This is a genomic window from Pseudoduganella sp. R-32, from assembly GCF_049913245.1.
Classification (GTDB): Bacteria; Pseudomonadota; Gammaproteobacteria; order Burkholderiales; family Burkholderiaceae_D; genus Rugamonas.
Genome location: NZ_CP183987.1, coordinates 6,837,859 through 6,860,735 on the forward strand (window position 1 = coordinate 6,837,859; position 22,877 = coordinate 6,860,735).

17 protein-coding genes and 4 rRNA genes are annotated in these 22,877 nt (G+C 59.7%); 11 read left to right on the plus strand and 10 right to left on the minus strand.

Features of this window, described 5'->3' with window-relative positions:
• Positions 1-122: 122 nt before the first annotated feature.
• The 4 genes from ACN9MU_RS31275 to ACN9MU_RS31290 are packed head-to-tail and all read right to left on the minus strand — an operon-like array spanning position 123 to position 3,111.
• Positions 123-620 carry a zinc-ribbon domain containing protein gene (locus tag ACN9MU_RS31275; RefSeq protein WP_426343915.1) on the minus strand — a complete coding sequence of 166 codons (498 nt, stop codon included), beginning with the start codon at positions 618-620 and terminating at the stop codon, positions 123-125.
• Positions 613-1,632, minus strand: a complete 1,020-nt coding sequence (gene rtcA, locus ACN9MU_RS31280) for an RNA 3'-terminal phosphate cyclase (RefSeq protein ID WP_426319700.1) — start codon at positions 1,630-1,632, stop codon at positions 613-615. The genes ACN9MU_RS31275 and rtcA (ACN9MU_RS31280) overlap by 8 nt, the downstream gene beginning before the upstream one ends.
• A gap of 20 nt (positions 1,633-1,652) precedes the next feature.
• Complete coding sequence (locus tag ACN9MU_RS31285) at positions 1,653-2,879, minus strand: RtcB family protein (protein WP_426323886.1); 1,227 nt, start codon at positions 2,877-2,879, stop codon at positions 1,653-1,655.
• Positions 2,880-2,901: 22 nt separating this feature from the next.
• Positions 2,902-3,111 (minus strand): hypothetical protein, encoded by a 210-nt coding sequence (locus ACN9MU_RS31290; RefSeq protein WP_426166242.1) that lies wholly within the window; start codon positions 3,109-3,111, stop codon positions 2,902-2,904.
• Between the two features lie 134 nt (positions 3,112-3,245).
• Between ACN9MU_RS31290 and rtcR the strand changes: the two genes are divergently transcribed.
• Complete coding sequence (rtcR, locus tag ACN9MU_RS31295) at positions 3,246-4,844, plus strand: RNA repair transcriptional activator RtcR (RefSeq protein ID WP_426343916.1); 1,599 nt, start codon at positions 3,246-3,248, stop codon at positions 4,842-4,844.
• On the opposite strand, the gene rtcA (ACN9MU_RS31300) is transcribed toward rtcR, so the two are convergent.
• The 6 genes from rtcA (ACN9MU_RS31300) to ACN9MU_RS31325 form a co-directional block, all read right to left on the minus strand.
• Complete coding sequence (gene rtcA, locus ACN9MU_RS31300; protein ID WP_426343917.1) at positions 4,841-5,863, minus strand: RNA 3'-terminal phosphate cyclase; 1,023 nt, start codon at positions 5,861-5,863, stop codon at positions 4,841-4,843. The two genes, rtcR and rtcA (ACN9MU_RS31300), sit on opposite strands and share 4 nt — an antisense overlap.
• A gap of 56 nt (positions 5,864-5,919) precedes the next feature.
• A complete protein-coding gene (locus tag ACN9MU_RS31305) occupies positions 5,920-7,926 on the minus strand; it encodes an esterase-like activity of phytase family protein (protein ID WP_426343918.1) in 2,007 nt (668 codons plus the stop codon).
• Positions 7,927-8,035: 109 nt separating this feature from the next.
• A 5S ribosomal RNA gene (gene rrf, locus ACN9MU_RS31310) occupies positions 8,036-8,148 on the minus strand.
• A 46-nt stretch (positions 8,149-8,194) separates the two neighbouring features.
• Positions 8,195-8,307: ribosomal RNA gene (gene rrf / locus ACN9MU_RS31315) — 5S ribosomal RNA — on the minus strand.
• Positions 8,308-8,412: 105 nt separating this feature from the next.
• Positions 8,413-11,284, minus strand: a 23S ribosomal RNA gene (locus ACN9MU_RS31320).
• Between the two features lie 220 nt (positions 11,285-11,504).
• Positions 11,505-13,035, minus strand: a 16S ribosomal RNA gene (locus ACN9MU_RS31325).
• The 16S, 23S and 5S rRNA genes sit together here, the layout of an rRNA operon.
• Positions 13,036-13,427: 392 nt before the next feature.
• Here ACN9MU_RS31325 and ACN9MU_RS31330 point away from each other — a divergent pair.
• The 10 genes from ACN9MU_RS31330 to ACN9MU_RS31375 are packed head-to-tail and all read left to right on the plus strand — an operon-like array spanning position 13,428 to position 22,786.
• Positions 13,428-14,906 carry a DUF4080 domain-containing protein gene (locus ACN9MU_RS31330; protein ID WP_426343919.1) on the plus strand — a complete coding sequence of 493 codons (1,479 nt, stop codon included), beginning with the start codon at positions 13,428-13,430 and terminating at the stop codon, positions 14,904-14,906.
• Between the two features lie 46 nt (positions 14,907-14,952).
• Positions 14,953-16,074 carry an MlaE family ABC transporter permease gene (locus ACN9MU_RS31335; RefSeq protein ID WP_426166257.1) on the plus strand — a complete coding sequence of 374 codons (1,122 nt, stop codon included), beginning with the start codon at positions 14,953-14,955 and terminating at the stop codon, positions 16,072-16,074.
• On the plus strand, positions 16,074-16,913 hold the full coding sequence (locus ACN9MU_RS31340; RefSeq protein WP_426166260.1) for an ABC transporter ATP-binding protein: 840 nt from the start codon (positions 16,074-16,076) through the stop codon (positions 16,911-16,913). The genes ACN9MU_RS31335 and ACN9MU_RS31340 overlap by 1 nt, the downstream gene beginning before the upstream one ends.
• A 10-nt stretch (positions 16,914-16,923) precedes the next feature.
• Entirely contained in the window at positions 16,924-17,862 is a 939-nt protein-coding gene (locus ACN9MU_RS31345; protein WP_426343920.1) for an MlaD family protein, read from the plus strand.
• A gap of 19 nt (positions 17,863-17,881) precedes the next feature.
• A complete protein-coding gene (locus ACN9MU_RS31350; protein ID WP_426343921.1) occupies positions 17,882-18,556 on the plus strand; it encodes an ABC-type transport auxiliary lipoprotein family protein in 675 nt (224 codons plus the stop codon).
• 3 nt (positions 18,557-18,559) lie between these two features.
• Positions 18,560-19,750 carry a VanZ family protein gene (locus ACN9MU_RS31355; RefSeq protein ID WP_426343922.1) on the plus strand — a complete coding sequence of 397 codons (1,191 nt, stop codon included), beginning with the start codon at positions 18,560-18,562 and terminating at the stop codon, positions 19,748-19,750.
• 25 nt (positions 19,751-19,775) lie between these two features.
• Complete coding sequence (locus ACN9MU_RS31360) at positions 19,776-20,096, plus strand: (2Fe-2S) ferredoxin domain-containing protein (protein ID WP_055932001.1); 321 nt, start codon at positions 19,776-19,778, stop codon at positions 20,094-20,096.
• Positions 20,096-20,728, plus strand: a complete 633-nt coding sequence (locus ACN9MU_RS31365) for an alpha/beta hydrolase (RefSeq protein ID WP_426172349.1) — start codon at positions 20,096-20,098, stop codon at positions 20,726-20,728. Before ACN9MU_RS31360 ends, ACN9MU_RS31365 begins: the two co-directional genes overlap by 1 nt.
• Before the next feature lie 37 nt (positions 20,729-20,765).
• Positions 20,766-21,911 carry a D-alanyl-D-alanine carboxypeptidase family protein gene (locus ACN9MU_RS31370; protein WP_426319717.1) on the plus strand — a complete coding sequence of 382 codons (1,146 nt, stop codon included), beginning with the start codon at positions 20,766-20,768 and terminating at the stop codon, positions 21,909-21,911.
• Positions 21,911-22,786 carry an aldo/keto reductase gene (locus ACN9MU_RS31375; protein WP_426343923.1) on the plus strand — a complete coding sequence of 292 codons (876 nt, stop codon included), beginning with the start codon at positions 21,911-21,913 and terminating at the stop codon, positions 22,784-22,786. Before ACN9MU_RS31370 ends, ACN9MU_RS31375 begins: the two co-directional genes overlap by 1 nt.
• Positions 22,787-22,877: the final 91 nt, after the last annotated feature.

The window sequence follows — 22,877 nt, forward strand, 5'->3', positions numbered from 1 at the left end:
GCAAAGTTATATTAAATACAACGACGCCGAATTTTGCCATGGAGTAATCAAATTAGCTAGTTAAATTCGCAATCGTGCGGGCAGATTGCAGCAATCGCTGGAGCGCCTGGGTACCGTCGTACTCAGGAATCTGCCGCAAGGCAGCGTTTTTTTATCCTTCCCAGATGGGACAGGTTTTTCAGTTTCCCTTGCTGGAACAAGAAGATGCAGTCATCCACGAAATACATCATCTCCTTGCGTGACGGCGCGTCGCGCGCTTGCAGCTCCGCGTAGCGATCCATATGGCGCTTCGCCGCGTGCTGCTTGTGGCGACACTCGACGCAACGCACGCAGTCGACATCGATATAGAAACCCAGCGTCTCATACCAGTAACGCTGTTCCCGCGCATAAAAGATGAAGGCGCGCGCGCAATCGACGCAAGTCTTCAACATGTCCACGTAATAGGGCCTCGGAAAGACCGCGTAGCGCTGAACGCTCAAATCCGCGCGCAGAGCTGTCTGCGGAAAGATATGGGCATTCCCGTAGCGCCAGTATGACTGCCGGACCTCCTGCTCCGTGAGCTGGAGTTGCGGGCGAGGCGGCAGCCCGCGAAATCGCGGGTGCGGAACCAGCTTATCCACGTTTGACTTCGCAATAGCTGCACGCATCGCGCTTCTCGAACGTGATCGACACCGGCAGGAAGCGCGCGATCACTTCCGCGTTGGTGCGGGTGTGCTGCGACAGCACGTCCATGGTGAAGCTGCCGCCGCCGGCCAGCGCCATCGGAACCAGCAACTGGTCAGCCAGATGTTCGCTGACCGCAGCGCCCGATGCGATGAAGCGGCGCGCCTGTGCCACGGCGTCGCGCGCCACTTCTTCAGCGCGCCGGGCTTTTTCGCCGAAGGCGACGAAGACTTCCGTTACGTGCTCGTGGTCCAGCGTGATCAGCAGCGCGTTGCCTGGACCCCAGTTGTCCGGCAGCGTCTTGAAACGCAACTGGTCGCCGGACCACCCCATCGCGCTGGCCACGCAATCCAGTTCGCGCTTCGCAACGCCACCCGGCACGGCAGCAACCAGGCTCTCTGCGTAGGCTTCGCGCCGTTCGCCGCGCGCATCCAATGCCAGGCGACGCCAGGCTGCCAGCGGTTTCACGGTCGCCCGTACTGCGCCGCCGCCTGCGGGATAAAAGCCCGTGCGCTCCAGGTGGAATTCAAGCTGCGCGCCCATATCGGCCATGGCGCGGCCATAGGCGCGCTGCAGGAATTCGGCGGGCGGCGCCTTGGAGTTATGGGTGCCACCGCTGACGCGTACTACGGACTCACCCGGCGCATACAACAGCGCCGGCACCACGGTTTGCAATACCAGCGTGGAACTGCCGGCTGTACCGATCTGGAATTCATACACACCGGCCTTGATCGCACCAGGCACGAACGACAGGCTGGTCGAGCCAAGGGCGTCGCCCTCGACTTTCGCGCCGGAGATTTCCGCGGCCGCCTTGACCGAAGCAAGGTGCTGACGCATCAAGCCCGGTTTCGAGCGGTTGGCGCGGATGTTCGAGATACGGAACGGCTGGCCGGTAATCATCGAGAGCGTCAGCGCGGTGCGCAGCACCTGTCCACCGCCCTCCCCTTGGGATCCATCAATTTCAATCATTCTTGTTCTTATCCTTGTTCTTACCCTTTGACGCACACCACCTGCTTCAGGGTATGCACGACTTCAACCAGCTCTTCCTGCGCCTTCATGACGGCCTCGATGTCCTTGTAGGCCATCGGGATTTCGTCGATCACGCCTTCGTCCTTACGGCATTCGACACCTTCGGTCGCCTTCACCTGGTCTTCCAGCGAGAAGCGGCGCTTCGCCTCGTTACGGCTCATGGTGCGTCCGGCGCCGTGGCTGCAGCTGTTGAAGCTCTCCGGGTTGCCTTTACCGCGCACGATGAAGCTCTTCGCCCCCATCGAACCCGGAATGATCCCCAGTTCACCTTCGCGTGCAGACACTGCACCCTTACGGGTCACCAGCACGTCCTTACCGAAGTGGCGCTCTTTCTGCACATAGTTGTGGTGGCAGTTCACTGCTTCCACGTGCGTCTGGAACGGCTTGGTGATGACGGTACGCACGGAGGCGATCAGGTTCTGCATCATCACTTCACGGTTCATGCGGGCGAACTTCTGCGCCCAACCCACCGCCTCAACGTAGTCGTCATAGTGCTGGGTACCTTCTTCCAGGTAGGCCAGGTCCTTGTCCGGCAGGTTGGCGATATGGGTACGCATATCCTGCTGCGCCAACTCGATGAAGTGGGAGCCGATGGCATTACCCACGCCGCGCGAACCGGAGTGCAGCATGAACCACACCGAACCTTCTTCATCCAGGCACACTTCAACGAAGTGGTTACCCGAACCCAGGGTTCCCAGGTGGCGGTAGTTGTTGGTGTTTTTCAGCTTCGGCGTCTTCTCGCAGATCACGTCGAATTCATCCTTCAACTGCCCCCAGGCGACGTCCACGGCCGAAGGCGGGTTTTCCCACGAACCGCGGTCGCGGCCGCGGAACTTCGGGGTCAAGCCGTGCGGGATCGCTTTTTCGATCGCGCTACGCAGGGGACCCAGGTTATCCGGCAGGTCACGCGCATTCAGCGTGGTCTTGGCGGCCATCATCCCGCAACCGATATCCACGCCGACTGCCGCCGGAATGATCGCACCGAGGGTCGGGATCACGCTACCGATGGTCGAACCTTTACCCAGGTGGACGTCCGGCATCACCGCAATATGCTTGTAGATGAAGGGCATCTTGGCGGTATTGGCCAATTGCTCGCGGGCTCCCGAATCAACCGGCACGCCCTTGGTCCACATCTTCACCGGGCTACCACCCGACACTTCCATCACTTCGAATTCTTTATCTTTCATCATAATTCTCATCTTCTAACGATTAATCTGCGCCGACAAGGGTGGAGACCACGCCATTCCACACCGTGCGGCCTTTGCCGGGGAGCGGCTCGGCATGCCAGCTGAGGGTGGTGTGGCGGCGGCTGGTGGAAATATTCATCGCCGCGTGCACGCCGCCGTAGCTGCGTTTTACGGGTTTCCTGCCGACTGCGCCAGCACTGATGGTCCAAGCCTTGATATTTGATTCCGCCATTTTGATCTCCTTTCGTCTTTGCGTATCTCTTCTACTGCAAAGGGTGTGCCAGCTTGCTAAGTCATTGATAAATATCGATTCATGGAAATCAATGATTGTGGTAAATTATCTGTAAAGATAAATATTTATACGTAATGAAAAAGAAGATCGTCATCCTGGGTTTCCTCGGTTCGCAACTGGACGGCGGCCCGCGCACGCCGGCGCGCTGGGAGAAATGGCGTCCGAGCATCTCCCTCCTGCAGCACGAAGACCTGGTGGTCGACCGCTTCGAGCTGTTGGCCAGCGCCCACCACACCACCCTGGCGCGGCAGATCGAGGAAGACATGCACGCCATATCGCCGGAGACAGTCGTGCAGCGGCACACACTGCCCATCAATGACTGGTGGGATTTCGAAGACGTATACAGCCAGCTCTTCGACTTCGCCCGCAATTACCGCTTCGATACCGAGAACGAGGAATACTGGGTGCACATCACGACCGGCACCCACGTCGCGCAGATCTGCCTGTTCCTGATGACGGAAGCGCGCTATTTCCCCGGCCGCCTGCTGCAAACTTCGCCGCCACGACGTGCAGTTCCCGGCAAAACCGGCGACTACGTCCTGATCGACCTGGACCTGTCGCGCTACGACCAGATCGCGCAGCGCTTCTCCAACGCGCAGCGCGAAGGCGTGGAATTCCTGAAATCCGGCATCGCCACCCGCAACCCCCATTTCAACCTCCTGATCGATGAGATCGAACATGTGGCGGCACGTTCGCGCGCGCCAATGCTGCTGATGGGGCCAACCGGCGCCGGCAAGTCTTTCCTGGCGCGGCGCGTGTATGAGTTGAAGAAGGCACGCCACCAGGTCGATGGCACCTTCGTCGAGATCAACTGCGCCACCCTGCACGGGGACGGCGCCGGCTCAACCCTTTTCGGCCACGTGAAGGGCGCCTTCACCGGCGCTGCATCGGACCGCCCAGGCTTGCTGCGCACTGCACACAAAGGCTTGCTGTTCCTCGACGAGATCGGCGAGTTGGGACTGGACGAACAGGCCATGCTGCTGAAGGCAGTCGAGGAGAAGCGCTTCCTGCCAATGGGCGGCGACCATGAAGTACGCAGCGATTTCCAGCTGATCGCCGGCACCAACCGCGACTTGGCGCGCGAAGTGGCCGCCGGCCGCTTCCGCGAAGACCTGTTCGCCCGGATCAACCTGTGGACCTATTCCCTGCCCGGCCTGGGCGACCGGCCGGAAGACATCGGGCCCAATCTGGACTACCTGCTGGCGCAGTTCGGCGCAGAGAACGGTTCGATGGTGCGCTTCAATACGGAAGCGCGCCAACAGTACATGCGTTTTGCGGCATCGCCGGAAGCGCTATGGAACGGCAACTTCCGCGACCTGTCGGCCAGCGTCACCCGCATGGCAACGCTGGCCGATGCAGGACGCATCACGGCGCCGATCGTCGCAGCGGAAGTAGCCCGCCTGCAGCGCCAATGGCAGCCGCTGGCAGAAGGCGTGAAGGCCGTTGTCACGCTCGACGGATTGTTCGGCCAAGTTGCGCTCGAGCAGATCGACCTGTTCGACCGCATGCAGCTTGAATCCGTGATCGCCATTTGCCGCCAGTCGAAGACCATGTCCGACGCCGGCCGCAAGCTGTTCGCGGCCTCGCGCCTCGGCAAGGCAAAACCGAACGACGCGGACCGCCTGAAAAAGTACCTGGCCCGCTTTGGCCTTGCGTGGGAACAGGTCAGCTAGACCTTCGCGCGCACGTGGCAGGTGTTGAAGCGTTCGCCCTGCTCGAAACCTATCGTCACCGGCAGGAAATGCGTAATGACTTCCGCATTGGTGATGGCGTGCTGAGACACGTGGTCCAGCGTGTAGGCGCCTCCGCCTGCCAACGCCATCGGCAGCATTACCTGGTCGCCCAGATGCTCCCCCACAGCAGCTCCCGAGGCAAGGTAACGCCACGCCTCCAGCGCCGCCTCGCGTGCGACTGCCTCGGCGCGGACACCGCGATCCCCGATCGCTGAGAACACTTCCGTCACGGTCTCGCTCTCAATCGTCAGCATGATTGCGTTGCCTGGGCTAGCCGACGACGGCGACAGCACTTCGCGCAGTTGTTCGCCTTCCCACCCCAGCAGGTTACGCACGGTCGCGTATTGGCGTTGCGCCACCTGAGCCGGCAGGCGCGCCGCAATCGCCTGCGCGTAGGCTTGCAGCAAGCCGCCCCGGTCGAGGAGGTCGAGCCGACGCAACTGCTTGCAGGGCCAGACATTGGCCGAGATACCGCCTCCGCCAGCCGGATAGAAGCCATAACGTTCAATATCAATCTCGACGTCCGCCCCCATGGCCGCGAGCACGCGGCAGTAGGCTCGTTGCAGGAATTCGGCTGGCGGCGCCTTGGGATTATGCGTGCCTCCCGTGACCGTCACGACGGTCGGCTGTTCAGCGAACAGCAAGGCAGGAATCAGGGTTTGCAGCACCAGCGTTGTGCTGCCGGCAGTGCCGATATCGAAGTCGTATACGCCCCCGGTCACACGTCCGGGCGTGAATTCCAATGACGTTGAGCCGACTTCGGCGTGGGTGACAGTCGCTGCGCAGGCGATAGCTGCTGCGCGTACCGCCGACAGGTGCTGGCGCCGCAAGCCGGGTGGCTGGCGATTGGCGCGGATATTCCGGATGCGGAAAGCCTGGCCGGTGATCATCGACAGAGTCAGCGACGTGCGCAGGATCTGCCCACCACCTTCGCCCGTCGAACCGTCCAGTTCAATCATCGCGCACCTCCCTGCCGGCATTATGCTGCTGCCGGAAGGGAGGCGGCGCACGAACATCAGTAAGTGTTAAGTGCCTTCGAGAACTTAATCAACCACAAGCGGCTTGGACGCTCGCGGTCATCGCCGCGCGCAACACGGATCGTATTGGCCGCGTTGCAGCCGGCTGCATTGCTCGTGATGATGGTGCCGTTCGCATCGACATTGCACTTGGTGACGTCGGCATCCGCAACAGCGTCGCCGGATGGCGTGAAGATCTTGGTCTTGAGGCCGAAGTCATTATCGTTTGCCAGTGCCAACGTGTTGCCGTCAACGATGGTCAGGCCTTCCGCCTTTTCCGCCAGCCAGCCGATGGCATTCAGGTCCAGCAGCAAAGTCTTCTTCAGCGTGACCACCTTGGACCAGTCGGCTCCGTTGACCGCCACGGCACCCATCGAGCTCTTTTCCAGGTCGGATGTGGCCGGGTTGAACGCCGCGGCGTTGATGTCGGTCGCGCTGCCGATTTCCACCAGCATCAGTTTGTTGAACACCTTGGCGCCCGGTGCGGCGCCTTGCTCGATCACGATGAACTTGCCGTTGCCCAGTGCGACCATATCGCCCAGCTTCGCGTTGCCTGTGCGGCCATCCGCGTAATCGGCGCCGTTCAATGGATAGGCAAACATGCGGCCCGTGGTGCCGGTAACTGGATCAAATTCGATCCAACGGGTGAAGCGTGCAAAGCGTTCCACCTGTTCGTTCTTGCCGGTCGCCGAGTACAACGCGCTGCCGTCGGCCAGGGGACTTTGCAGGAAGCCGTGCAGCTTGTCGGTCGCAGTGTCGAGCGCCATGCCCTCCATGCCGCGGTTGGCGCGGCGCTTGGCAAGGATCGCAGGCAGGCCGCTGCCTGGAGCATAGCGCGACTGGATCACGCCGCTCGCGGCATCGATCTTCAAGATGAAGGGACCGTATTCATCGGACACCCACAACGCATTGCGCTTCTTGTCGAAGGCGATGGCTTCGGTATCGAGACCATTCACGTTGTACACCGCCTTGGTCGTGGCATCGTATTTCATCGCATCGAAGACCGGCACTTCAGCGGAGTTGCCCAGCGTGCCGGCCGGGATGGCCAGGCCGGAGCTGTTGGTATTTGCGGAGACCTTGATCGGCAGCGTGGAGTTCAGCACCGCGCCGCCCTTGCCGACCGTGATGACGCCGATCGATGGCGTGAAGCTTGGCGAAGGGAAGATCTTGGCGCCCATGGTGCCGCTGCCGCCTGGATTAGGGACGTTCGGACCATCGCCATTCGGACCGCGGTCGGTCAGGCCATAGAATTCCAGGTCACCGTTGGCGGTCGTGCCTTTGAAGGCCAGTGCAGAACCGTAGGACGGCAGGAAGCCCAATGGGAAATCGGCCTTCACCTTGGCATTGCTGCCTTCGTATGGAATGTAGAAGCTGTTCGCAGCCTGGACCTGGTAGCGCGTTACGGTGACCGTGGCACCCGCCTGGGTAAAGGTTTCCTGCACCGGCGTGCCGACCTTGGATGCCAGCGTGTCTTCGAAGTGTTCGCGCACCAGTTGGCGACGCTCGTCATCGACGCCGCGCGCAGCATACGCAGTGCCGGCGGCAACCAGGTTGGCAGCCATGGTCTTGTTGAAGTCTGCTGCCGCGGCGCCGAAATCGGCCGACTTGCCGGCCAGCGCAGCCTTCACTTCGGCCGTGATCTTGATGCCATTCGAGGGATCATTGTCTTCATCCAGCAGCTGCAGTGCCAGCAGGCGGTTCACGACCTTCGCATCCTTGACGTCGGACGCGCCGGCCAGTTGCAGCGGGGTGATGATGGGCGCGCATGCAGCGCTGCCCAAGGCAAGGCCGCCTACGCTGAAGCTGACGGTGTCGCCTTCCTTGCAGGTGAACTCGCCTTTGGCGCCGGTTGCAGCCTTGGCAGCCGTGCCGGCCACGTAATCCGCGCCTTCCACGGCGCCGTCGACGAAGGCACCGTTGACCGAGAGTTTGACGGGTTCATTGCTGCCGCCGCCGCCGCAGGCGGCAAGTGCGATAGCAAGGGGAAGGAGCGACAGGGATTTCATGCTGGCCTCTGGAGTTTAAAAGGCGCAGCTTAACGAGAGGAAGTGACCTGCCGATGACACAAAAGCAAAAAGGCCCGCTATTCAGCGGGCCTTTTTGGCTTGTTACTTAGTCTGACGATAACCTACTTTCACACTGGTTGCAGCACTATCATCGGCGCAGAGTCATTTCACGGTCCTGTTCGGGATGGGAAGGGGTGGGACTGACTTGCTATGGTCATCAGACTGACCGGTACTTGGTTCGCGCTTGGCGCGTCACCAGGAATTATTAGCTTGACGATAACCTACTTTCACACTGGTTGCAGCACTATCATCGGCGCCAAGTCGTTTCACGGTCCTGTTCGGGATGGGAAGGGGTGGGACCGACTGGCTATGGTCATCAAGCATGACTTGTGTGCAGCGCGCCTGGCGCGCTGCGCAATCTGGGAAGAAGTAAAGTTGGGGTAGTGTTCTCAAACACGGTAAGTGCTACATAACCGTCAAGGTTATAGGGACAAGCCGTACGGGCAATTAGTATCAGTTAGCTTAATGCATTACTGCACTTCCACACCTGACCTATCAACGTCCTGGTCTCGAACGACCCTTCAAGGAGCTCAAGGCTCCGGGAAATCTCATCTTAAGGCAAGTTTCCCGCTTAGATGCTTTCAGCGGTTATCTCTTCCGAACTTAGCTACCCGGCAATGCCACTGGCGTGACAACCGGTACACCAGAGGTTCGTCCACTCCGGTCCTCTCGTACTAGGAGCAGCCCCCTTCAAATTTCCAACGCCCACGGCAGATAGGGACCAAACTGTCTCACGACGTTTTAAACCCAGCTCACGTACCACTTTAAATGGCGAACAGCCATACCCTTGGGACCGGCTACAGCCCCAGGATGTGATGAGCCGACATCGAGGTGCCAAACTCCCCCGTCGATATGAACTCTTGGGAGGAATCAGCCTGTTATCCCCAGAGTACCTTTTATCCGTTGAGCGATGGCCCTTCCATACAGAACCACCGGATCACTATGTCCTACTTTCGTACCTGCTCGACTTGTCGGTCTCGCAGTTAAGCACGCTTATGCCATTGCACTATTAGCACGATGTCCGACCGTACCTAGCGTACCTTCGAACTCCTCCGTTACCGTTTGGGAGGAGACCGCCCCAGTCAAACTGCCTACCATGCACTGTCCCCGATCCGGATCACGGACCAAGGTTAGAACCTCAAACAAACCAGGGTGGTATTTCAAGGATGGCTCCATAGGAACTGGCGTCCCTACTTCAAAGCCTCCCACCTATCCTACACAGATTGGTTCAAAGTCCAATGCAAAGCTACAGTAAAGGTTCATGGGGTCTTTCCGTCTAGCCGCGGGTAGATTGCATCATCACAAACACTTCAACTTCGCTGAGTCTCGGGAGGAGACAGTGTGGCCATCGTTACGCCATTCGTGCAGGTCGGAACTTACCCGACAAGGAATTTCGCTACCTTAGGACCGTTATAGTTACGGCCGCCGTTTACTGGGACTTCAATCAAGAGCTTGCACCCCATCATTTAATCTTCCAGCACCGGGCAGGCGTCACACCCTATACGTCCACTTTCGTGTTTGCAGAGTGCTGTGTTTTTATTAAACAGTCGCAGCCACCAGTTTATTGCAACCTTTTCGCCCTTCCACAGTAAAGTGGTCAAGCTACCGAGGCGTACCTTATCCCGAAGTTACGGTACCAATTTGCCGAGTTCCTTCTCCCGAGTTCTCTCAAGCGCCTTAGAATACTCATCTCGCCCACCTGTGTCGGTTTGCGGTACGGTCTCGTATGACTGAAGCTTAGAGGCTTTTCTTGGAACCACTTCCGATTGCTTCGCGAGCAAGCTCGCTCGTCCCAGTCCCTTGAATTACGCGCCCGGATTTGCCTAAGCGCCTTCTATGAACCAGGAACTGCCTATTCCAACAGGCAGACAACCTTCCGCGATCCGTCCCCCCATCGCATCATACGACGGTGCAGGAATATTAACCTGCTTCCCATCAGCTACGCATCTCTGCCTCGCCTTAGGGGCCGACTCACCCTGCTCCGATGAACGTTGAACAGGAAACCTTGGGCTTACGGCGTGCGGGCTTTTCACCCGCATTATCGCTACTCATGTCAGCATTCGCACTTCTGATACCTCCAGCATCCTTTACAAGACACCTTCGCAGGCTTACAGAACGCTCTCCTACCATATCCTTGCGGATATCCGCAGCTTCGGTGACTGGCTTAGCCCCGTTACATCTTCCGCGCAGGACGACTCGATCAGTGAGCTATTACGCTTTCTTTAAATGATGGCTGCTTCTAAGCCAACATCCTGACTGTTTTAGCCTTCCCACTTCGTTTTCCACTTAGCCAATCTTTGGGACCTTAGCTGGCGGTCTGGGTTGTTTCCCTCTTGACACCGGACGTTAGCACCCGATGTCTGTCTCCCAAGCTCGCACTCAACGGTATTCGGAGTTTGCAATGGTTTGGTAAGTCGCGATGACCCCCTAGCCATAACAGTGCTCTACCCCCGTCGGTGATACTTGAGGCACTACCTAAATAGTTTTCGGAGAGAACCAGCTATTTCCAAGTTTGTTTAGCCTTTCACCCCTATCCACAGCTCATCCCCTAATTTTTCAACATTAGTGGGTTCGGTCCTCCAGTGCGTGTTACCGCACCTTCAACCTGGCCATGGATAGATCACTTGGTTTCGGGTCTACACCCAGCGACTGGCGCCCTGTTCGGACTCGATTTCTCTACGGCTCCCCTATCTGGTTAACCTCGCCACTGAATGTAAGTCGCTGACCCATTATACAAAAGGTACGCCGTCACCCCTTACGAGGCTCCGACTGTTTGTATGCACACGGTTTCAGGATCTATTTCACTCCCCTCCCGGGGTTCTTTTCGCCTTTCCCTCACGGTACTGGTTCACTATCGGTCGATTACGAGTATTTAGCCTTGGAGGATGGTCCCCCCATGTTCAGACAGGATTTCTCGTGTCCCGCCCTACTTGTCGTACGCTTAGTACCACCGCTCTGATTTCGTGTACGGGGCTATCACCCGCTATGGCTCCTATTTCCAGAGGATTCCACTATCAGAACGACTATCACGTACAGGCTCTTCCCATTTCGCTCGCCACTACTTTGGGAATCTCGGTTGATTTCTTTTCCTGCAGCTACTTAGATGTTTCAGTTCGCCGCGTTCGCTTCACACACCTATGTATTCAGTGAGTGATGACCTATAAGGCCGGGTTTCCCCATTCGGAAATCTTCGGATCAAAGCTTGTTTGTCAGCTCCCCGAAGCTTATCGCAGACTTCTACGTCCTTCATCGCCTGTAATCGCCAAGGCATCCGCCATGTGCACTTAGTCACTTGTCCCTATAACCTTGACGGCTATAAGTTCAAGCACTTACTACTGTGTTTGATGAGTTTTACTACTACCCTAAGTAATATCTTTCGATATCGCTTAATAAAACTTTTACTTCTTCCAGATTGTTAAAGAACGTTACTACTCAAACCTAAACCCGAAGGCTTACGTTTGACCAGTACCTAACAACAGCCGATAAGTGTGAACGTTTGAGTCTGATGCCGACTCTAGAAAGGAGGTGATCCAGCCGCACCTTCCGATACGGCTACCTTGTTACGACTTCACCCCAGTCACGAATCCTACCGTGGTAAGCGCCCTCCTTGCGGTTAAGCTACCTACTTCTGGTAAAACCCGCTCCCATGGTGTGACGGGCGGTGTGTACAAGACCCGGGAACGTATTCACCGCGACATGCTGATCCGCGATTACTAGCGATTCCAACTTCATGTAGTCGAGTTGCAGACTACAATCCGGACTACGATACACTTTCTGGGATTAGCTCCCCCTCGCGGGTTGGCGGCCCTCTGTATGTACCATTGTATGACGTGTGAAGCCCTACCCATAAGGGCCATGAGGACTTGACGTCATCCCCACCTTCCTCCGGTTTGTCACCGGCAGTCTCATTAGAGTGCTCTTGCGTAGCAACTAATGACAAGGGTTGCGCTCGTTGCGGGACTTAACCCAACATCTCACGACACGAGCTGACGACAGCCATGCAGCACCTGTGTGCAGGTTCTCTTTCGAGCACTCCCAGATCTCTCCGGGACTCCTGCCATGTCAAGGGTAGGTAAGGTTTTTCGCGTTGCATCGAATTAATCCACATCATCCACCGCTTGTGCGGGTCCCCGTCAATTCCTTTGAGTTTTAATCTTGCGACCGTACTCCCCAGGCGGTCTACTTCACGCGTTAGCTGCGTTACTAAGTCAATTAAGACCCAACAACTAGTAGACATCGTTTAGGGCGTGGACTACCAGGGTATCTAATCCTGTTTGCTCCCCACGCTTTCGTGCATGAGCGTCAGTTTTGACCCAGGGGGCTGCCTTCGCCATCGGTGTTCCTCCACATCTCTACGCATTTCACTGCTACACGTGGAATTCTACCCCCCTCTGCCAAACTCTAGCCTCGCAGTCTCCATCGCCATTCCCAGGTTAAGCCCGGGGATTTCACGACAGACTTACGAAACCGCCTGCGCACGCTTTACGCCCAGTAATTCCGATTAACGCTTGCACCCTACGTATTACCGCGGCTGCTGGCACGTAGTTAGCCGGTGCTTATTCTTCAGGTACCGTCAGCAGTCGTGGGTATTAGCCACGACCTTTTCTTCCCTGACAAAAGAGCTTTACAACCCGAAGGCCTTCTTCACTCACGCGGCATTGCTGGATCAGGGTTGCCCCCATTGTCCAAAATTCCCCACTGCTGCCTCCCGTAGGAGTCTGGACCGTGTCTCAGTTCCAGTGTGGCTGGTCGTCCTCTCAGACCAGCTACTGATCGTTGCCTTGGTGAGCCTTTACCTCACCAACTAGCTAATCAGATATCGGCCGCTCCAGGAGCACAAGGCCTTGCGGTCCCCTGCTTTCATCCTTAGATCGTATGCGGTATTAGCGTAACTTTCGCTACGTTATCCCCCACTCTTGGGTACGTTCCGATATATTACTCACCCGTTCGCCACTCGCCGCCAGGCCGAAGCCCGCGCTGCCGTTCGACTTGCATGTGTAAAGCATGCCGCCAGCGTTCAATCTGAGCCAGGATCAAACTCTTCAGTTCAATCTCTGTTTTTGCCGCATTTCTGCGGCAGGTCACTCACTCAAAATACTGACGAAATCTCATAAAGAGATTTACGTTTAATTTTGTGCGAGCGTTATAACGTATATTTTGAGCATCGGACCCGAAGGTCCGGGCATATCGTCAAACGCCCACACTTATCGACTGTTGATTTTTAAAGATCGCTGCCTTGTTTGTTCGACGAAGCGTTGTGTTCGTCAGCAGCAGAGAAGCGAGATTATGCGGTACAGCGTGCAACTCGTCAACCCCTTCTTTTTCGCTTCGCTGCGTTGTCGTTTGACTGCGCTGCGTTGCGAGGGACAGAACTATAGCCGACCGGCGGCGTCCGCGCAAGGGTAAAATGTCAGGTTTCGCAAATCGGTTTCGCTGCTGTCATGACTATCCTGCTTTCCACCCTCAACGCGCGCTACACCCACGCCTCGCTCGGGCTGCGCTACCTGCTCGCCAATATGGGAGAGTTGCAGGCGCAGACGCGCATCCAGGAATTCGTGATCGGCGCGAAGACGACCGAGATGGTGGAGCGCATTCTGGCGGCGCAGCCGAAGATCGTCGGTTTCGGCGTCTATATATGGAACATCGAAGAGACCTGCCGCCTCGTTGCGACGCTGAAGCGCGTGGCGCCACACCTGGTCATTGTTCTCGGTGGACCGGAAGTCTCTTATGAGACCGGCGAACAGGAAATCGCGCGCCTGGCCGACTACGTCGTTACCGGCTGGGGCGACGTGACCTTCCCTAAATTGTGCGGCGAAATCCTGAACGGCCCGAAGCCCTTGATGAAGGTGCACGCAGGCGTGCAGCCGCCCATGGCGGAGATCAAGCTGCCATATTCGATCTACTCGGATGAAGACATCGCGCACCGCACCTTATATGTAGAAGCCTCGCGCGGCTGTCCGTTCAAGTGCGAGTTCTGCCTGTCGTCGCTGGACAAGACCGCGTGGCCATTCAATATCGAGACATTCCTGGCAGAGATGGAGGCGCTGCACGCCCGCGGCGCCCGCACCTTCAAGTTCGTAGACCGCACCTTCAACCTGAATATCAAGACCAGCCTGAAGATCATGCAGTTCTTCCTGGATAAGCTGGCCGCCGCGCCAGACGATCCCGTATATGCCCACTTCGAGCTGGTGCCGGATCATTTGCCGGATGCGCTGAAGGAAGGCATCGCGAAGTTCCCACCCGGGACGCTGCAATTCGAAATCGGCATCCAAAGTTTCAACCCTGTGGTGCAGGCGAACATCTCGCGCAAGCAGGACAACGCAAAGGCCGCCGACAATATCCGCTGGCTTTGCGAGCATTCGGACGTGCACATGCACGTCGACCTGATTGCCGGCCTGCCGGGCGAAACCGTCGAGAGCTTCGCGGAAGGCTTCGACAAGCTGTGGGCCTTGGGCCCGCATGAAATCCAGTTCGGCATCCTCAAACGGCTGCGCGGCACGCCGATCATCCGCCATACGCAGGAATTCGGGATGGTGTACGACCCCTACCCGCCATATACGATCCTGGCCAACCGCGATATTGATTTTTCGACCATGCAGCGCCTGGTGCGGTTCGCGCGCTACTGGGATCTTGTAGCGAATTCGGGACGCTTCACGCATGCCGTGCCTGTGCTGCTGGGTGACACTCCGTTTAAATCGTTTATGGCGTTTTCTGATTGGCTTTATGCCAACACGGACGCGACGCACAGGATTGCGCTGGACCGGCTGGCAGTGATGGTCGGGCGCTGGCTTGGGGTTGCCGGCATGGACGCCGCAGCGGTAGCTGAACTGCTGGCACGCGACGGACACGGGGTGAAACAGAAGTCGACGGCGCCTGCAAGCGCTGCGCCGGCACGGCAGGTGCGGCACCTGGCAGCGTGACCCGCGCTGAGTGGCGCGACAGGCGAAACTCTTTTACACTGGTGGCATGCCTATTGCTCAAGAGCCAACGTTATCTATCAGCCCAGACGGGCGCACGGTTTCAGCCGGGGGAACCTGGCAAGTCAGTGCACTCGCCAGCAAGCGGGTAATGAAGGCGATATCCGGCTGCCTGGATCATGTGAAAGACATCCACGCAGTCGAGTGGGACTTGAGCGGTGTTGAAATGCTGGACCACGTCGGCGCGCAACTGCTGTGGAGCGCCTGGGACTACAAACGCCCGGCCAAGCTGAAGCTGGTCAACGGCCAGGAAGAAATCTTCAAGCGCATCGAGACCGCCGGCAAGCTGGAAATGCCGCGCCCGCGCAAGGAGCGCTTCGGCTGGGTGACCACGCTGGGCTTTGGCGTCCTGCACTTCCTCGAACATATGCGGGGCTTCGTGCAGCTGATTGGCTCGGTGGTGCAGGACGTGGGGCGCTTTGCCACGCAACCGATGCGCGGGCCATGGCGCGAAATTTCGGCCAATATTTTCCACGCCGGTTTCCAGGCGCTGGGCATTACCGCGCTGGTCGGCTTCCTGATCGGCGTGGTGCTGTCTTACCTGTCGGCGCAGCAGCTCCGTAATTTTGGCGGCGACATTTACCTGGTCAACCTGCTCGGCATGTCGATCGTGCGCGAACTGGGCCCATTGATGGCGGCGATCCTGGTGGCGGGCCGCTCCGGATCAGCCATCACGGCGCAACTGGGCGTGATGCGCGTGACGGAAGAACTGGATGCGATGCTCGTCATGGGCATTTCGCACGGCTACCGCCTGATCATGCCCAAAGTGCTTGCGCTGGCGATCTCCATGCCGCTGCTGGTGATCTGGACCGACGCGGCGGCGCTCATCGGCGGCATGATTGCCGCGAAAGTGGAGCTGAACCTGTCGATCCGCTACTTCATCATGAAGCTGCCGCAGGTCGTGCCGCTGGCGAACTATTACATCGGCCTGTTCAAGGGTGCGGTGTTCGGCATGCTGATTGCGATGGTGTCCTGCCACTTTGGCCTGCGCATCGAGCCAAATACGGAAAGCCTTGGCCGCGGCACCACCACTTCGGTGGTCACGGCGATTACGGTGGTCATCCTGGCGAACGCGGTATTTGCGATCGTCTTCAATGGAGTGGGTTACTGATGAACGACCTGCCACAACAAGAAGAGGAAAACTGCGGCTGCCCCGAGAGCGAGAGCAAGCTGACGCTCGATGGCAGCGTGCCTGCGGTGGAGATCACCAACCTGCAGACCAAATTCGGCCGCACGGTCATCCACAATGACCTGAACCTGACCATCGAGAATGGCGAAATCCTGTCGATCGTGGGCGGATCAGGCACCGGCAAGACCGTGCTGCTGCGGCAGATGCTGGGACTGGAACGCCCAACCAGGGGTTGCGTGCGCGTCTTCGGCGAGGACATCACGGTCGCGTCCCAGGGCCACCTGCAGGAACTGCGCAACCACTGGGGCATGCTGTTCCAGCAGGGCGCGCTGTACTCCGCCTTGACGGTGTTCGAGAACGTGGCGCAGCCGATGATGGAACTCGGCACCCTGCCCCCCCACCTGATCCGCGATGCGGTGCTGCTGAAAATGAATATGGTGGGCCTGGGGCCGGAACATGCGAACAAGATGCCGAGCGACCTTTCGGGCGGCATGATCAAGCGCGTGGCGCTGGCGCGCGCCCTGGCGCTGGAGCCGAAGCTGCTGTTCCTGGACGAGCCTACCGCCGGCCTGGACCCGGACCTGTCGGAGAGCTTCGTGTCGCTGATCAAGTCCCTGCACCGCGAGCTGCGCCTGACCGTGGTGATGGTGACGCACGACCTGGATACGCTGTTCGCGCTGTCCACGCGCATTGCGGTGCTGGCGGAAAAACATGTGTTGGCGATCGGGCCGACCCGCGAGGTGATCAAGACCGATCACCCGTTTATCAAGGAATTCTTCCTGGGCGACCGCGGCAAGCGCGCGCTGGAGGCCCTGGAATAAGGAGCAAGGCATGGAAAACAGATCACACGCTTTGATGACAGGTATCTTCACGATCTCGCTGCTGATTGCGGCGATCCTGTTCGGCATCTGGTTCAATCGCGACCGGGTAAAGTATGACCCTTACCTGATTGCGACCACGCAGTCGGTGCCCGGCCTGAACCCGCAGGCGGCGGTGCGCTATCGCGGGCTCGAAATCGGCAAGGTGGACGACATCGATTTCGACCCCAAGCTGGCCGGCCAGATCCTGATCCACCTGAGCATCGACCCGGCAACGCCGATTACCAAGACCACGTATGCGACGCTGGGCTACCAGGGCGTGACCGGCATTGCCTATATCCAGCTGGACGACGAATCTGTCGGCTCTCCGGCGCTGGCGACCAGCAAGCAGAACCCGAGCCACATCCCGCTGCAGCCAGGCCTGTTCGACCAGCTTGAAAAGCGCGGCACGGCAATCCTGGAAAAGGCGGAAGAAGTAGGCAAAAAACTGGATACCCTGCTCAGCCCAGATAACCAGAAGACGATGCTGGCCGCCTTCAGCGACGTGAGCGAGGCAGCCAACTCTTACAAGGACCTGGCAGCGAAGCTGGATCCGGCCGTGCAGAAGATCCCTGCGCTGGTGGAGCACGGCGACCGCGCCTTGCAGTCGGTGGATACGCTGGCCAATGAGGCGAGCAAGGTGGCGCGCACGCTGCAGGGGCCGGACGGCGCCGTGCAGCGCATTACCGCCTCCGTCGATCGCGCGACGACTTCCGTCGAGGCGGTGGCCAGCGGGGTTGAACTGGAAACCCTGCCGGGCGTGACCGGGCTGGCCGACGAGACCAAGTCTTCCATGCGCGCCATTCGCCGCACCATGAATAATATTAGCGATCGCCCATCGAGTATCCTGTTCGGCGCGCCCGGCACGCCGCCGGGACCGGGCGAACCTGGCTTTGACCCGACGGGAAAATAAAGGCAAACAAGGACCAGCAATGAAGAAAAACAAACTCCTGATCGCCGTTGCAGCTGCCGCCGCGCTGGCTGGCTGCGCCAGCAAGGGCCCGCAGCCGACCTCCTACGACTTCGGGCCGATGGGCGCACCGTTGCCGGCAGCCAGCCTGGCATCCGCCACCGCAGGCAGCAGCGGCATCGACGGCACCAATGGCACCAATGGCAGCAATGGCGCCGCCGGCCCGGCAGCTGGAATTCCGGCCCTGGTCGTATCGGACGTGAGCGGGCCGGCTTCGCTCGACACGCAGCGCATGTTCTACCGCCTGATGTATGCCGACGCCCGCCAGTCGCGCCCTTATGCCTACAACAACTGGTCGGTGACGCCGCTGCAGCTGCTGTCGCAGCGCCTGAAAGCCCGCATCGCACAAGCCGGCGTCAAGGTCGTGTCGACCACCGACGCGGCCGGCGGCCTGCCCCTGCTGCGCCTCGAGGCAGACGAGTTCTCGCAGAACTTCGACAGCGCCACCCGGAGCAGCGCCAGCATCACCCTGCGCGCCTCGGTATTCCGCAACCACAAGCTGGTCGACCAGCGCACCTTCAGCCGCACTGCGCAGGCCCCGAGCGCCGACGCGGCAGGCGGCGCCAGCGCACTGGCCGAAAGCACCGACGGCATCGCAGCCGACATCCTGGCCTGGCTGGCAAGCATGCCCAAGTAAACCATGAGCGAAGAAGCGCCCGCCCCAGCCCCCGCGCCGACGCCTGCGCCGGCCCCCAAGCCGCCGCTGCGTACCGGCTCACCGGTGGCACGCGCCACCCTGCTTGCCTATGCGGTGCTGATCGTGTATGCGAGCTGGTTCCCCTTCTCCGGCTGGCAGAACCAGGGGCTGTCGCCGCTGATCTTCCTTGAGTGGACGTCGCTGCCGCGCTACTGGACGGGCTTTGATGCCGGCATCAACGTAATCGGCTACGTCCCTTTCGGCATGCTGCTGGTCTATGCGATGCGGCCCAGGATCACCGGCTTCTGGGCCTTCCTGCTGGCCAGCATTGCCGGCATGCTGGTCTCCGGCACGATGGAAGCGGTGCAGACCTACCTGCCGACCCGCGTTTCCTCCAACCTGGACTTCTACACCAACAGCGCGGGTTCGATCATCGGCGCCTTCATCGGCGCGCTGACCGCGCACAAGCTGATGGACACCAGCAATGCCTACAAGCTGCGCCAGCGCTGGTTCGCCCAGCACGCCAGCCAGGGCCTGGTGCTGGTGGCGCTATGGCCGCTGACCCAGATCTACCCGCAGGGCTTCCTGTTCGGCCTGGGCCAGCTGCTGCCGATCCTGTCCGAGTGGCTCAGCGAATTGCTGGACATGGAGATCGACCTGGCTGCCATGGTGCGGCCGGACGTGACGCTGACGGTGGAGCAGTACTGGCTGTCCGAGACCATCGTTACCGCCTGCGGCATGGTGGGCGCCGCCCTGACCCTGCTGTGCATCCTGCGCAAGCCGGCCCCGCGCGCGCCGCTGGTGGCCCTGCTGGTGGTCGCCGCCGTGCTGGTGAAATCACTCTCGACCGCGCTGCAGCTCGGCCCCGACTCGGCCTTCGTATGGGTCACGCCGGGCGCGCAGGGCGGCTTCCTGATCGGCGTGATCATGCTGGGCGGGCTGATTTTCGCGCCCCACGTGGCGCAGCGCCGGCTGGCGGTGGCGACGCTGCTGCTCAGCCTCCTGATCGTCAATACGACCCCGACCAATCCCTACTTCAGCGAAACGCTGCAGACCTGGGTGCGGGCGAAATTCCTCAACTTCTACGGCGCGGCCCAGTTCCTGTCGCTGGCGTGGCCATTGGCAGCCCTCTGGTACCTTTGCCTCCCATCGCACAAGCTGAACAAGGAAACCCGGGAAACCCCGGTAAAATAAGCGCCTGCATTAAGAAAGGCTTCAGATGAGCGACAACCAATACTACAAGCATCACGTGTTCTTCTGTACGAACCACCGTGATGACGGCCGCGAAAGTTGCGGCCCGCGCGGCGCCGAAGCCGCACAAAAGCACGCCAAGAAACGCTGCAAGGAACTCAACCTGAACGGCGAAGGCAAGGTGCGCATCAATTCCGCCGGTTGCCTGGACCGCTGCGAACACGGCCCGGTCGCCGTGGTCTACCCCGAAGGCACCTGGTACACCTACGTTGACACTGCCGACATCGACGAAATCGTCGACAGCCACCTGGTCAACGGCAAAGAAGTAGAGCGCCTGAAAATCAAATGATGAACAAGAATTCCGAGAAGTTTTCGCTGCAGGGCGGCGCCGGCCTGATGGAAGGCCTGATCGACATGCCGGCAGGCACACCGAAAGGCATCGCCCTGGTGGCCCACCCGCACCCGCTGTACGGCGGCACCATGGAAAACAAGGTGGCACAGACCCTGGCGCGCACCTTCGTGGCGCTGGGCTATGTGGCCGCACGCATCAACTTCCGCGGCGTAGGCGCCTCTGAAGGCGTGCATGACCACGGCCACGGCGAAACCGACGACATGATGATCCTGTACCAGCACATGGTGCAGCGCTTTCCCGGCCTGCCGGTGTCGCTGTCGGGCTTCTCGTTCGGCACTTTCGTGCAATCGCACCTGGCGCAGCGCCTGGCCGCTGCCGGCACCCCGGCGGAACGCCTGGTGCTGGTCGGCACCGCCGCTGCCAAATGGCAGATTGCCGACGTACCGGCAGACACCATCCTGATCCACGGCGAGAACGATGAAACCATCCCGTTGATCGACGTGCTGGATTACGCACGCCCGCAGGACATTCCTGTGATCGTGATTCCCGGCGCCGACCATTTCTTCCACCGCAAGCTCGGTCACATCAAGAACTGGGTGATCGCCTTGTGGGGATCGAAAGCACAATGATTTCCCCCGCAACCCCTACTCGTAAGAACAAGCACCAATGAAAAAGATCATCGCTGCACTGGCAACCAGTGTGCTGCTCATGACTTCCGCGGTGGCGCAAACGCTGCCGCCGCCGACCATCGCCGCCAAATCCTGGCTGCTGCTGGATTCTTCCAGCGGCCAGGTGATCGCCGCCCAGGACCCCGATTCGCGCGTGGAACCGGCGTCCCTGACCAAGATCATGACCGCCTACCTGACCTTCCAGGCCCTCAAGGACAAGAAGCTGACCCTGGACCAGAAGGTGAACGTGTCGGTCAAGGCTTGGAAAGTGGACTCCAGCTCGTCGAAGATGTTCATCGACCCGGCCACCCCGGTCTCGATCAACGACCTGCTGTACGGCCTGATGGTCCAATCCGGCAATGACGCCGCCGTGGCACTGGCGGAAGCCGTAGCCGGCGACGAATCGACCTTCGTCACCCTGATGAACCGTGAAGCGCAGCGCATGGGCATGGCCAATTCCCACTTCGCCAACGCGCACGGCCTGCCGTCGCCGGAGAACTACACCACCGCGCGCGACCTGTCCGTATTGGCGCGCCACGTGATCCAGGATTACCCTGAGTTCTACAAGATCGATTCGGTGAAGAGCTTCACCTACAACAAGATCACCCAGCAGAACCGCAACCGCCTGCTGTGGCTCGACCCGACCGTCGACGGCATGAAGACCGGCCATACCGAATCGGCCGGCTACTGCATGGTGGCTTCGGCCAAGCGCCCGGCCGGCAACCTGGAGCGCCGCCTGATCTCGGTGGTGATGGGCACCAATTCCGACGGTACCCGTACCGCGGAAAGCCAGAAGCTGCTGAACTGGGGCTTCCAGAACTTCGACACCGTGAAGCTGTATTCCAAGGGCCAGGCCGTCTATACCCCGGAAATCTGGAAAGGTTCGCAGGCGACCGTGAAGATCGGCTTCACCAACGACGTGCTGGTGACCGTGCCGAAAGGCGTAGCAGCCAAGATGAAGCCCCTGCTGGAACGCAAGGACCCGTTGGTGGCGCCTATCGCGGCCAATACCCGCGTCGGCACGCTGAAGATGATGGTGGATGGCAAACCGCTGCTGGAACTGCCGGTAGTGGCGCTGGAAACGGTTGACCAGGCTTCGATCTTCGGCCGCGCATGGGATTCCGTGCGCCTGTGGATGAAGTAATGGCGAAACTGGGCCTTTCCCGCATCGTCGCGGGCATGTGGCGCATGACCGAATGGGACATGACGCCGCAGCAGCGGCTGTCCTTCATCGAGCAGTGCATCGCGCTGGGCGTGACTTCCTTCGACCATGCCGACATTTACGGCGGCTATGGCGTGGAAGGCCTGTTCGGCGAAGCGCTGGCGTTGAAGCCTGCGCTGCGCGAGCAGATACAGATTGTGAGCAAGTGCGGCATCAAGCTGGTTTCCGGCCGCCGGCCGACGCATACCATCCAGCATTACGACACCAGCTCCGCGCATATCGTGGCGTCGGTGGAGAATTCGCTGAAGGAGCTGCGCACGGATTACCTGGATTTGCTGCTGATTCATCGTCCTGATCCCTTGATGGACTTCGATGAGGTGGCAAATACGTTCCAGCGCTTGCGGTCTGAGGGGAAGGTGCGGGAGTTCGGGGTGTCGAACTTTTCGCGGCATCAGTTCGAGACGCTGAACAAGCGGGTGCCGCTGGCGACCAACCAGGTGGAGTTTTCTCCGCTGCACCTGGAGCCGATGTTTGATGAGACTTTCGATGGGCTGCAGGACCTGGGCGTGCAGCCGATGATCTGGTCGCCTTTGGGCGGCGGACGCTTGTTCACCGCTGGCGACGAGCAGGGCGAGCGGCTGCGCTTGAAGATCAAGGAAGTGGCGGATGAATTGAATCGTCCGTTTGCGAGCGTGGTGTTTGCGTGGATTATGCAGCTGCCTTGCAGGCCGGTGCCTTTGACTGGCTCCGGCCGCATTGAATCGATCCAGGTGGCGGTGGAGGCCACGCAGTTTTCTCTTAGCAGGCCGCAGTGGTTTGAGATCCTGCGCGCGGCGCGGGGGCATGAGGTGGCCTGAAAAACCGGTACCCCGGTGCCTGACCCGCAGGGTCAGGCACCGATACGCGGCTGCCGCTGGACAGGTGTCAGACCCTGCGGGTCTGACACCG

Coding starts and splice junctions, on each gene's coding strand:
- ACN9MU_RS31375 (WP_426343923.1), top strand. CDS start 21,911: ATGGCGAAACTGGGCCTTTCCCGCATCGTCGCGGGCATGTGGCGCATG.
- ACN9MU_RS31340 (WP_426166260.1), top strand. CDS start 16,074: ATGAACGACCTGCCACAACAAGAAGAGGAAAACTGCGGCTGCCCCGAG.
- ACN9MU_RS31330 (WP_426343919.1), top strand. CDS start 13,428: ATGACTATCCTGCTTTCCACCCTCAACGCGCGCTACACCCACGCCTCG.
- ACN9MU_RS31305 (WP_426343918.1), bottom strand. CDS start 7,926: ATGAAATCCCTGTCGCTCCTTCCCCTTGCTATCGCACTTGCCGCCTGC.
- ACN9MU_RS31370 (WP_426319717.1), top strand. CDS start 20,766: ATGAAAAAGATCATCGCTGCACTGGCAACCAGTGTGCTGCTCATGACT.
- ACN9MU_RS31360 (WP_055932001.1), top strand. CDS start 19,776: ATGAGCGACAACCAATACTACAAGCATCACGTGTTCTTCTGTACGAAC.
- rtcA (WP_426319700.1), bottom strand. CDS start 1,632: ATGATTGAAATTGATGGATCCCAAGGGGAGGGCGGTGGACAGGTGCTG.
- rtcA (WP_426343917.1), bottom strand. CDS start 5,863: ATGATTGAACTGGACGGTTCGACGGGCGAAGGTGGTGGGCAGATCCTG.
- ACN9MU_RS31335 (WP_426166257.1), top strand. CDS start 14,953: ATGCCTATTGCTCAAGAGCCAACGTTATCTATCAGCCCAGACGGGCGC.
- rtcR (WP_426343916.1), top strand. CDS start 3,246: ATGAAAAAGAAGATCGTCATCCTGGGTTTCCTCGGTTCGCAACTGGAC.
- ACN9MU_RS31365 (WP_426172349.1), top strand. CDS start 20,096: ATGAACAAGAATTCCGAGAAGTTTTCGCTGCAGGGCGGCGCCGGCCTG.
- ACN9MU_RS31285 (WP_426323886.1), bottom strand. CDS start 2,879: ATGAAAGATAAAGAATTCGAAGTGATGGAAGTGTCGGGTGGTAGCCCG.
- ACN9MU_RS31350 (WP_426343921.1), top strand. CDS start 17,882: ATGAAGAAAAACAAACTCCTGATCGCCGTTGCAGCTGCCGCCGCGCTG.
- ACN9MU_RS31290 (WP_426166242.1), bottom strand. CDS start 3,111: ATGGCGGAATCAAATATCAAGGCTTGGACCATCAGTGCTGGCGCAGTC.
- ACN9MU_RS31355 (WP_426343922.1), top strand. CDS start 18,560: ATGAGCGAAGAAGCGCCCGCCCCAGCCCCCGCGCCGACGCCTGCGCCG.
- ACN9MU_RS31345 (WP_426343920.1), top strand. CDS start 16,924: ATGGAAAACAGATCACACGCTTTGATGACAGGTATCTTCACGATCTCG.